The organism is Gemmata sp. (assembly GCF_051859125.1).
Classification (GTDB): Bacteria; Planctomycetota; Planctomycetia; order Gemmatales; family Gemmataceae; genus Gemmata.
This window is the reverse complement of the sequence record NZ_JBHYGG010000126.1, coordinates 1-9,969: the sequence shown is the minus strand read 5'-3', so window position 1 is coordinate 9,969 and position 9,969 is coordinate 1. Positions and strand designations below refer to the sequence as shown.

Annotated in this window: 9 protein-coding genes and 1 tRNA gene; 6 read left to right on the top strand and 4 right to left on the bottom strand. The window is 68.6% G+C overall.

Going from position 1 to position 9,969, the window contains the following annotated elements:
* Positions 1 to 418: 418 nt before the first annotated feature.
* From ACTIGN_RS13520 to ACTIGN_RS13510, 3 genes are all read right to left on the bottom strand, one after another.
* Positions 419 to 489, bottom strand: a tRNA-Gln gene (locus ACTIGN_RS13520).
* 84 nt (positions 490 to 573) lie between these two features.
* Positions 574 to 903, bottom strand: a complete 330-nt coding sequence (gene rplU / locus ACTIGN_RS13515; RefSeq protein ID WP_439624621.1) for a 50S ribosomal protein L21 — start codon at positions 901 to 903, stop codon at positions 574 to 576.
* Between the two features lie 188 nt (positions 904 to 1,091).
* Positions 1,092 to 1,850 (bottom strand): c-type cytochrome domain-containing protein, encoded by a 759-nt coding sequence (locus ACTIGN_RS13510; protein ID WP_439624619.1) that lies wholly within the window; start codon positions 1,848 to 1,850, stop codon positions 1,092 to 1,094.
* A 218-nt stretch (positions 1,851 to 2,068) separates the two neighbouring features.
* Here ACTIGN_RS13510 and ACTIGN_RS13505 point away from each other — a divergent pair, with 218 nt between their 5' ends.
* On the top strand, positions 2,069 to 3,145 hold the full coding sequence (locus ACTIGN_RS13505) for a DUF2891 domain-containing protein (protein WP_439624617.1): 1,077 nt from the start codon (positions 2,069 to 2,071) through the stop codon (positions 3,143 to 3,145).
* A gap of 82 nt (positions 3,146 to 3,227) precedes the next feature.
* Here the strand turns inward: ACTIGN_RS13505 and ACTIGN_RS13500 are convergent, their stop codons facing one another.
* The gene (locus tag ACTIGN_RS13500; protein WP_439624615.1) at positions 3,228 to 3,863 is read right to left on the bottom strand and encodes a phospholipid scramblase-related protein; all 636 of its coding nucleotides are present in this window, start codon (positions 3,861 to 3,863) and stop codon (positions 3,228 to 3,230) included.
* A 288-nt stretch (positions 3,864 to 4,151) separates the two neighbouring features.
* Between ACTIGN_RS13500 and ubiE the strand changes: the two genes are divergently transcribed.
* The 5 genes from ubiE (at position 4,152) to ACTIGN_RS13475 (ending at position 9,885) form a co-directional block, all read left to right on the top strand.
* Positions 4,152 to 4,901: a bifunctional demethylmenaquinone methyltransferase/2-methoxy-6-polyprenyl-1,4-benzoquinol methylase UbiE gene (gene ubiE / locus ACTIGN_RS13495; RefSeq protein WP_439624613.1), complete on the top strand. Its 750-nt coding sequence runs from the start codon at positions 4,152 to 4,154 to the stop codon at positions 4,899 to 4,901.
* Between the two features lie 18 nt (positions 4,902 to 4,919).
* Positions 4,920 to 5,936, top strand: coding sequence for a uroporphyrinogen decarboxylase family protein (locus tag ACTIGN_RS13490; protein WP_439624611.1), 1,017 nt, complete (start codon positions 4,920 to 4,922; stop codon positions 5,934 to 5,936).
* Between the two features lie 122 nt (positions 5,937 to 6,058).
* On the top strand, positions 6,059 to 7,564 hold the full coding sequence (locus ACTIGN_RS13485; protein WP_439624609.1) for a S1C family serine protease: 1,506 nt from the start codon (positions 6,059 to 6,061) through the stop codon (positions 7,562 to 7,564).
* Positions 7,561 to 8,382 (top strand): sugar phosphate isomerase/epimerase family protein, encoded by an 822-nt coding sequence (locus ACTIGN_RS13480; RefSeq protein ID WP_439624607.1) that lies wholly within the window; start codon positions 7,561 to 7,563, stop codon positions 8,380 to 8,382. Before ACTIGN_RS13485 ends, ACTIGN_RS13480 begins: the two co-directional genes overlap by 4 nt.
* 114 nt (positions 8,383 to 8,496) lie before the next feature.
* Positions 8,497 to 9,885, top strand: a complete 1,389-nt coding sequence (locus ACTIGN_RS13475) for a neutral/alkaline non-lysosomal ceramidase N-terminal domain-containing protein (protein WP_439624605.1) — start codon at positions 8,497 to 8,499, stop codon at positions 9,883 to 9,885.
* Positions 9,886 to 9,969: the final 84 nt, after the last annotated feature.

Here is a 9,969-nt window from a genome sequence, read left to right as displayed (position 1 = left end):
CCACACCCCTGCGGGCGAAAGCCCCCAGGGGTGTGGTGCTTTCCACACGTCCCCCGCAGCACCCCACGCACGACACCCTCCTCGAACAGCTCCGCTACCCGCTCGATCCTCTGGCCTCGAGTCATCACTCGTCGAGTGCTCGGCGTGCTCCACGTCTGGCACGTCTTGCTTAACGGTATCCAGTACATCGACCTGGTCCCTGCCGCCCCCTTACTGCTCGGCCTCAACTTGTCCATTACAACCTGAGGGACAACCGATCCGAGCTATCGGAGGCGTGGCCGCCGAAGCACGGCATCGCAGGGAGGGGCGCGACCGCAGTTGGCACGTAGATTGACTTGAAGCCGTCGGATGTGCTGATCGTTGTGCTGATCAATGATTGAGCCCTGCGAAACGGGTGTTTCGCAGGGCTCTTGTGTAGTTACCCGGCTAGGATTCGAACCTAGACAAAGAGAACCAAAATCTCTTGTGCTACCATTACACTACCGGGTAGGGATCGGACGCCGGTCCGAGCCCGAACCGGCAATACAGCTTGATAGTTCACCAAAATGGGTACGTCAACGTGAACGGTCGCGGTCACGCCGGGACCGACTCGCCGGCCCTCAGGATGTGCGTCACCTTGACCCGCACGTACGGTTGCGTGTGGCCCTTGAGCCGGCGGTAGTTCTTCCGGCGGCGGAACTTCTGCGTCATGGTCTTGGTCTTCGGGAAGTCCACGACCTCCGTAACGACCCGGGCACCCTCGACCAAGGGCCGGCCGATCAGGGTGTCCGAACCGCTCTGGATCAGGAGCACCTTGCTCAGCTCCAGCGTCTGGCCCAGATCGATCTCGCGGTGGTCGATCACAAACGTCGCACCAACCTCGGCTCGGTACTGGCGGCTGCCGTCTTCAACGATCGCGTACATCGGTTAACCCAGTCCAATTGCGTGGGGCACAAATAAGACTGTTATGATAGCGGCCGAAGGTACTCTGACCAGTGGGCTCGCCGAAATCGGTTGCGTTCTCGGGTGCCTTTGGGGCCGTGGCGGTCACCAGAAATGGAGCGAGCGGCGACCCGGTGGGGTCGCCGCTCGCTCGGTCGGTTCCGTTCGGGTCAGGCCCTCTTACCGCGGACCGTTCGGCGGCGCGGCTTCGCACCCGCGAGGATCCAGTTCTTGAGCGTCTCGAGCTGCTTCGGGGTCGGCTTCGGCTTGCCGTCGGGCGGCATCGAGCCGTCCTCGATCGAGGCCCACAGCCCGCTCTTCTTCAGGTCGCCGGCGACGATGAGCTTGCCGATCCCCGACGGGCTCTTCATGACCTTGTCGTAGGTGGAGACGTCCACGTCCGCCTTCGGCTTGATCGGCGGGTTCCCGTGGCAACTCGCACAGTGTTCTCGCAGGATCAGGTGCACGTCCTTGAAGGACACGGACGACACCAGTTCCTTCTTCGGCTCTTCCTTCTTGGGCTCGGGATCGACCTTTTTGGGCTCGGGCTTGGGCTCCTCGGTCCTCGGGTCGTTCTTCTTGGGTTCCGGCCTCGGGTCCGGCTCGGTCTTCGGCTCGTCCTTGGGCTTCGGGTCCGGTTCGGGCGTGTACTGCGTGTTCGGGACCGTGCCGGTCGGCTGGTTCGGGGTCGTCGTCTTGGGCGGCTGGGTCTTCGGCGCGGCCGTGCTGTCCTTCTTGGCCGGCTCGTCCTTCTTGGTGGTCTCGTCCTTCTTTGCGACGGCCGGCCGGGGCTTTTCGTACCCGGTCACGATGCCGAAGAAGAACCCGACGAGGACCAGGAACCCGTAGATCCCGATGGCGGCCATCTGCCCATTTTCCGACAGCTTCCGCGGGTTGGCGACGGGCTCGTCGAGCGATTCAGATTCCATGTGTCACCCGTTTGGTGGGGCGTGCGGGGTGTGGTGAGCAGAGCGGAACCCGCGGCACTCGCCTCACGGCTTGGACGCAACTCCCCCTCGATCAGTTCCTGAATACGCTACCACGGGAGCCCGCCCCGAACAACGGCCCGCCGCGACAACCGTGAGGGATTCCGATGACCCGTTACACGCTGCCGCTCGTGGCGGCTCTTCTCGGAGGGTGCAGCCAAGTGCCGCCTGAAACTTCGGCCCCCGCCCAAACCCCGGCCGCACCCGCGAAGCCGTCGCACACCCTCACGCGGGAACACGCCTCGGCGTTCGCCAAACTCGCCCTCAAGGGTGCGAGCAAGGAGTACCCGCACAAGCCGGGGGTCGTGTTCGCCGGGGCCGCCGACGTGAAGACCCCCAAGGCGCTGCACCCCGCGTTCTTCGGCTGCTTCGACTGGCACTCGGCCGTTCACGGGCACTGGCTCCTCGTCCGCGTGCTGAAGGCGCACCCCGACTTGCCCGAGGCGAAGGAGATTCGCTCGGTGCTGGCCGACCACCTCACCGAGGCCAACGTCAGGGCCGAGGCCGACTACTTCTCGCGGAAGGACGCGAAGTCGTTCGAGCGGCCCTACGGCTGGAACTGGCTCCTGAAACTCGCCGAGGAGCTGCACACCTGGGACGATGCGGACGCGAAGAAGTGGGCCGTCAACCTGAAGCCGCTCGCTCATGTGATTGCCACACGATATGTCGAGCACTTCCCGAAGCAAACGTACCCGATCCGGGCCGGGGTGCACTCAAACACCGCGTTCGGGCTGTCGTTCGCGCACGACTACGCCACCACACTGGGCGACGCCAAGCTCCGCGAGGCCATCGAGGAGCGCGCGAGAACCTACTTCGGCAAGGACTACGACGCCCCGGCCCGGTGGGAGCCGGACGGGGCCGACTTCCTCTCGCCGAGTCTGTGCGAAGCGGACCTGATGCGCCGCGTGCTGCCGCCGGCCGAGTTCGCGGCGTGGTTCGCGAAGTACCTGCCGGGGGCGGAGAAGGGCGAGCCGAAGAACCTGTTCGAGCCGGCCACTGTGACCGACCGCACCGACCCGCAACTCGTCCACCTCGACGGGCTGAACCTGAGCCGCGCGTGGTGCGTGCGGAGCGTGATGGCGGCGCTCCCGAAGGACGCCCCGGCACGCGGGGCGCTCGTGGCGTCGGCGGCCCAGCACGCCGAGGCGGGGCTGAAGCACATCGCCAGCGGCGACTACGCGGGCGAGCACTGGCTCGCGTCGTTCGTGGTGTACATGCTCTCGACGCCGGCACCGTGACCTGTGGTGGTGGGGCAGGCATTCTTGCCTGCCCAGACGTGGGCCGGGCAGACAAGAATGTCTGCCCCACCAGAAGACTGGATTACTCCCCCGCGAGGTCGCCGAGGCCCGTGCCGCCCTTGCTCTGGGACTTGTAGATGATGTCCACCGCCAGCGTCGCGGCGAGGAGCAGCATCTTCGCCATCGGCTGATCGGCGAGCGACGGGCTCACCTCCAGGAAGTAGTTGTCGGCCGAGAAGAACACCTCCCGGGCCAGCCCGCCGAGGCCGCCGACCCGCTTCGCGACGCTCCCGAGTTCGACCGAGCCGTCTTCCGTGAGGAACTTGTAATTGAACCCGAACATCCGGCCCTTGACGTGCGCGAAGTACTTCCCGTCCTTGTCGTAAACGTGGAACCCGCCGCTGATCGTCAGGAACTTGCTGCGGAACGTGCCGACGAGGTGCCCCTGTGAGTCGCGGACCTCGACCGTCGAGCGGAACAGGTACCACCCGCGGCGGAGCGTGAACACGAGCGAGTCGTCGGGCTTCTCGCGGACCTCGACCGTCGTGGGCATCAATTGCTTGCTGACCACCCACCGGAGGAGCTGCGTGACGGTCCCTATGTTCTCCGCCGTGGTGCCGACGAGGTCCCCCGTGTCGCCGTTGCGGATGTCGTAGCTCTGGACCGACGAGAGCACCTTCTTGTGCTCCTGGATCGCGAACCGGTTGCACTCGAGCATTTGTCGTTCCGGGGGTTAACGCCGGGGGCCGGGGCACGGTTGGGTATATCAGGAGTTTCGAGTTTCGAGTTCCACGTTTCGAGTTTCGGGGCTCCGCCATCCGCCATCGGCCACCGGGCGGACTGGGCCGGTGGCTTGGCGAACCCTGAGCGCGAGCGAGGGGGTAACGTTACCCCCTCGCTCACGCTCAGGGTTCGCCCGAACACGCAACCCGCGGCCGTCAACTTGAAACAAGTAACTCGAAACTCGAAACTGTGAAGCACCGTCTACCCGAGTGGGAACCGATCCGTGGCCGAAGACCTGCTCGACAAGCGCGAGGTGCGCATCCGCCGGATGTTCGGCCAGATCGCGCCGTGGTACGACTTCCTGAACCACCTCCTGAGCCTGAACATCGACAAGCGGTGGCGCGAGCGGACCGCGAAGCTCGTCCCCCCGGCCCCGGCCGACCGCGGGCCGATCCTCGACCTCTGCACCGGCACCGGCGACCTCGCGCTTGTGTATGACCGGGCGGCTGAGGGGACCGTGCCGATCGTCGGGGCCGACTTCTGTCCCGAGATGCTCGTGCGGGCCGGCGAGAAGGCGCGCGCCGCCGGGGCGGCGGGCCGCGTCACCTTCGTCGAGGCCGACGCGCAGTCGCTGCCGTTCGCGAGCGCGTCGTTCCAGCTCGTGACCAACGCCTTCGGCCTGCGGAACATCACCGACACCGACCGCGGGCTGGCCGAGATGGTGCGGGTCCTGCGGCCCGGCGGGCGGCTCGCGGTGCTGGAGTTCTCGAAGCCTCGGCACTGGTTCTTCGGCCGGGCGTACCGCGCGTACTTCCGGTACGTCCTCCCGCTCCTCGGCCAGCTCCTGTCGCGGAGCAAGGAGAGCGCGTACCGGTACCTCCCGGAGAGCGTGCTGAAGTTCCCGGACTACGAGGACCTGGCGGCGAAGTTCCGCGCCCACGGGTTGGCCGAGGTGCGCTACGAACCGCTCACCTTCGGCATCGCCACCTTGTATGTTGGAGTAAAGCCGGGCGACCCCGCGCCGGTGACGTAGCACGAGCACCGAGACGACATGGCCGAACCCTCCTCCCCCCACCTCCTCGTGCGTGCCGCCCGCGGCGAACCGATCGAGCGGCCGCCGGTCTGGGCCATGCGGCAGGCCGGGCGGTGGGACCCCGAGTTCAACAAGATCCGCGCCGGCAAGCCGTTCTATGCCTTCTCCGAGGACGTCGAGAGCGCCGCCCGGGGGACGCTCGCGCCGCGGCGGCTCGGCGTGGACGCGATCATCCTCTTCTACGACATCACCACGCTGCCCGTCGCGATGGGGCTCCCGTTCCAGCTCAAGGCCGGGGCCGGGCCGGTGCCGGACAATCCCGTTCGCACGATGGCCGACCTCGACCGCCTCGACCCGAATCCCGACCCGGCGACCTACTCGCACATCCGCCAACTTCTCAAGCGCGTGAAGGACGAGCTGAAGTGCGAGTTGCCGGTGATCGTGTTCGCCGGCGCGCCGTTCACCGTCGCGACGTACTGCATCGGCACCGGCAAGGACGTGGCCGCCACCCGGCGGTTCGCGGACCAGAACCCGGACGTGTGGAGCGGGCTGCTGGCGAAGCTCACCGGGGCGACCGTCGGGTTCCTCCGCACGCTGATCGCCGACGGGGCCGACCTGTACCAGCTCTTCGACTCGTGGGCGGGGATGCTCACGCCCGAGGAGTACGAGGCGTGGGCGCAGCCGCAGCACGCGGCCGTGTTCGCCGGCGCGACCGGCGTGCCCCGCGTCCTGTTCGTGAAGGAGGGACCGTACCTCGACCGCATGTGCGCGACCGGGGCCGAGGTCATCAGCCTCGGCACCCGCCACGACCTCGCCGCCGCCCGCCGCGAGTACCCGCACCTCGTGTTCCAGGGCAACGTGAACGAGGACGTGCTCCGCGAGGGCACCCCCGAGCAGGTGGCCGCGGAGGTGCGGGCGTGCCTGAGGGCCGGCGGCGGGCACCGGCACATCCTGAACCTGAACCACGGCGTCGACAAGGAGACGCCGGTGGCGAACTTCGAGGCGTACATCCGGGCGGCGAAGGCGGGCCTTTAGGACCCGAGGACGGAACCTCAGGGGACAGTAGGCCAGACGGCGAAACGGCCCGGCGCTCCTCTCCTGATCGCTGTCCCCTGGTGTTCGGTCCTCTGGTCTTTCACTGGCGGTGGGGGCGGCCCATGCGAACGATCTGCGGACTCGCGGTGCTCGCTGCGTGCGTCGGCCTGGGGGCGCTCGGTGCCGCCGACGAGCCGCGGGCCGAGGAACTGCTCGCCGCCGTGCAGAAGAAGCTCCGGGACGCGGTCGCACGGGCCGGGCCGAGCGTCGCAACGGTCGTCGTGTCGCGGTCCGAGCACTACCCGAGGCCCGAGAAGGCGGACGCGCCGGGCAGGCTCGGCGGGTTCGACCTCAAGGAGTTCGTGCGGGCCAACCCGACTACCGAGCGGACCCGCCTGGGCCTGTCGCTCGACCTGTCGGACGCCCGCGGCGTCGCCGAGCACGGGTGCGCCGGCGGCGTGGTGATCGACCCCGAGGGGTACGTCCTCACCCCGTACCACGTCATCGATGGTGCGACCAAGGTGTACGTGTTCCTCCCGGGCGGCACCGGCTCCTACGCCGACGTCCACGCGGCCGACGCGCGGGCCGACCTCGCGGTCCTCAAGCTCCTCGCCCCGCCCCCGAAGTTGCAGGCCGTCACGTTCGCCGACGTGCGGGTCGGCCGGCAAGGCGACAAGGCCGCGACCGTGTACCCCGGCAAGCTGTGCGTGCTGCTCACCAACCCGTACAGCTCGACGTTCGGGCTCCAGCAGGCGACCGCCGGGTTCGGCAGCGTCACGAACACGCGGTACAAGCCGCGCGAGTTCGACACCGGCGGCGTCGCCCGCCGCGCCACCGAGTACACGAGCCTTCTCGAGTACGACATCAGGCCGAACGCCGGGCTGACCGGCGGGGTGCTGCTGAACCTCGACGGCGAGATGATCGGCCTGACGAACGCCGCGGCCGTCGCGTGGGGGAACGAGATCGGCCCCGGGTACGCGGTGCCGGCGACCGCGAGCTTCCGCCGCATCGTGGACGTGCTGCGGCGCGGCGAGGAGGTCGAGTACGGGTTCCTCGGGGTCACCCTCAACGACGGCGCGCGGCCCCGGGTCGTCGTCGGCGCGCTGTCGCCCGGGGGGCCGGCCGAGCGGGCCGGGCTCGCGCTCGGGGACCACATCACGCACGTCAACGGCAGCCCGGTCGACGACTTCCACGACCTGCTCACGCACGTCGGGGCGGCGTTCGCCGGCACCAAGGTGCGGGTCACGCTGTCGCGCTTCGGCCGGGTCCGCGACGCGGACGTCACGCTCTCGAAGTTCCGTCACGACATGCCGTCGGTCGCGTCGGTCCGGCCCGAGCCGGTGTTCGGGCTCCGCGTGGACTTCGAGGACCTCCAGACCCGCGCCGCGCCGGCCGGCGTCGACGCGTGGGTGACGGTCCGCGAGGTGGTCCCGAACACCCCCGCCGCGGCGAAGTTCAAGGCGCTCGGCGACAACCCGACCCGCTGGATGGTGACGCACATCGACGGCAAGCCGGCGACCACCCCCGCGGCGTTCTACGCGGCCGCGAAGGGCCGCGCCGCGGTGAAGCTCACCCTCCTCGATTCGACCGAACCGAACCCGCGCCCCCGGGAGCTGACGCTGCCATGACCACGAAGTACGCCATCTGCAACGAGACGTTCGAGGGCTGGCACCACGAGCGGGTCTGCGGGCGCGCCGCCGAACTCGGCTACACCGGCCTCGAGGTCGCGCCGTTCACACTTGCGCCGCGGATCACCGACGTGACCGCCGCCCGCCGCGCCGAACTCCGCAAGCAGGCCGAAGCCGCCGGGGTGCAGATCATCGGGCTGCACTGGCTGCTCGCGAAGACCGAGGGGTTCCAGCTCACCTCGCCCGACGCCGCCGTTCGCAAGAAGACCGGCGAGTACCTCGCGGAGATGGCCCGCGCCGCGGCCGAACTGGGCGGCGACGTCCTCGTGCTCGGCTCGCCGTTCCAGCGCAACATCCCCGAGGGCCACACGCTCGCGCAGGCCGAGGACTTCGCGCTCGACACGCTCGGGTACACGCTCAAGGCGCTCGAACAGAGCAAGGTGTACCTGTGCCTGGAGCCGCTGACGCCGGCCGAGACGAACTTCATGAACACGGCGGCGGAGGGGGCCGCGATGTGCCGCCGGCTCGCGCACCCGTTCGTGAAGCTGCACCTCGACGTGAAGGCGATGTCGGCCGAGGCCGCGCCGACGCCCGACGTGATCCGCGCCAACACCGAGTTCTTCCACCACTTCCACGCGAACGACCCGAACAAGCGCGGCCCCGGGTTCGGCAGCACCGACTTCAAGCCGATCTTCCGGGCGCTCCGCGACGTGAACTACACCGGCTGGGTGTCGGTCGAGGTGTTCGACTACTCCCCGGACCCCGACACGATCGCCCGCGAGAGCATCCGCTACATGCGCGAGTGCGACGCGGGATGAGCCGCACGACGAACGCGAATCGGGGCGAACCCTGAGCGCCAGCGAGGGGTAAGTCGCACCCCCTCGCTGGCGCTCAGGGTTCGCGAGGCTACACGTCCAGTCCCGAGGTGCCCCATGCGGTTCTCTCTCGCGCTTGCCGCGGCTCTCGTCGCGGCGCTCCCCGTTGCGGCCGGCGACCTCTCGGTCGGGTTCGGCGAGGCCGACGTCACGCCGGTACTGGGCAAGAAGCCGGTGTACATCGCCGGGTTCGGGCACGGTCGCGAGGCGAAGAAGGTCCACGACCCGATCATGGTGCGGGCGGTCGTCCTCGCCGACGGTGACGCCAAGATCGCGCTCGTGGCGGTGGACGTGGTCGGCTTGTTCCTGCACAGCGTCGAGCGGGTGCGCGAGGCGCTGCCGGGGTTCAGGTACGTGATGGTGTCGGCGACGCACAACCACGAGGGGCCGGACACGCTCGGGCTGTGGGGGCCGAACCCGCTCAAGTCCGGCGTCGATCCCGAGTACCTGAAGCGGGTCGAGGCCGGGTGCGTCGAGGCGGTGAAGGCGGCCGACAAGGCCCGCGTTCCGGCCGTGGCGAAGATCGGCTCGGCGAGCGACGCGGGCCTGCTCTACGACAACCGCCTGCCCGTGGTGAAGCTCGACGAGTTGGTCGCCGTCCGCTTCGAGGAGCCGAAGACCGGCAAGGCCGTCGGGGTGCTGGTGCAGTGGAACTGCCACCCCGAGGTGCTCGACTCGAAGAACACCGAGGTCACCGCGGACTTCCCGTACTACACGGTAAAGCACCTCCGCGCCTCGCAAGAGTGCCCGGTCGCGTACTTCACGGGTGCGGTCGGCGGGCTCATGACCACGCTCAAGATGCCGCTCAGGGACGCCGCCGGGAAGGAACTCGCCGACGGTACGTTCGAGAAGGCCGAGCGGTACGGCACGCTGGTCGGCCAACTCGCGGACACGGCGCTCAAGGCCGCCGCGCCCGTCGCGCTCACGCCGTTCGACGTGCGGCCGCAAACGATCCTCGTCCCGGTCGAGAACAAGCTGTACCACCTGGGCTGGCAGCTCGGCACGCTCGACCGCACCATGTACGCCTGGGACGGCACGCCGACGCCGAAGGAGTTCACCCCGACCAGGGACATCACGAAGCCGATCGCGGTGAAGAGCGAGGTCGGGTACCTGAAGCTCGGCGACCTCGAAGTCGCGGTAGTGCCCGGCGAGATCTACCCCGAGCTGGTGCTGGGCAAGGTGCAGGAGCCGACCGACCCCGGGGCCGACTTCCCCGACGCGCCGGCCGAGCCGGGCCTGTACCCGCAGTTGAAGGGCAAGCACCGCATGCTCATCGGCCTGGGCAACGACGAACTCGGGTACTTCATCCCGAAGCGGCAGTGGGACGCGAAGGCCCCGTACTGCTACGGGCTGAAGAAGGCCCAGTACGGCGAGGAGAACAGCGTCGGCCCCGAGGCGGCCGCGGTGATCTGCGGCGCGTTCAAGGAGCTGGTGAACAAGAAGTGACGGGGGCAACAACGCTTTCAAGAAGCGCGGAGGTGACTGGCGGGCCGCCACGGAGGGCGGCCCCTACAAACCAAACGCGAACAC

What these genes read in the sequence shown, in the direction of transcription:
- rplU (WP_439624621.1), bottom strand. Translation starts at nt 903, where the DNA reads ATGTACGCGATCGTTGAAGACGGCAGCCGCCAGTACCGAGCCGAGGTT.
- ACTIGN_RS13510 (WP_439624619.1), bottom strand. Translation starts at nt 1,850, where the DNA reads ATGGAATCTGAATCGCTCGACGAGCCCGTCGCCAACCCGCGGAAGCTG.
- ACTIGN_RS13500 (WP_439624615.1), bottom strand. Translation starts at nt 3,863, where the DNA reads ATGCTCGAGTGCAACCGGTTCGCGATCCAGGAGCACAAGAAGGTGCTC.
- ACTIGN_RS13490 (WP_439624611.1), top strand. Translation starts at nt 4,920, where the DNA reads ATGGCCGAACCCTCCTCCCCCCACCTCCTCGTGCGTGCCGCCCGCGGC.
- ACTIGN_RS13485 (WP_439624609.1), top strand. Translation starts at nt 6,059, where the DNA reads ATGCGAACGATCTGCGGACTCGCGGTGCTCGCTGCGTGCGTCGGCCTG.
- ACTIGN_RS13480 (WP_439624607.1), top strand. Translation starts at nt 7,561, where the DNA reads ATGACCACGAAGTACGCCATCTGCAACGAGACGTTCGAGGGCTGGCAC.
- ACTIGN_RS13475 (WP_439624605.1), top strand. Translation starts at nt 8,497, where the DNA reads ATGCGGTTCTCTCTCGCGCTTGCCGCGGCTCTCGTCGCGGCGCTCCCC.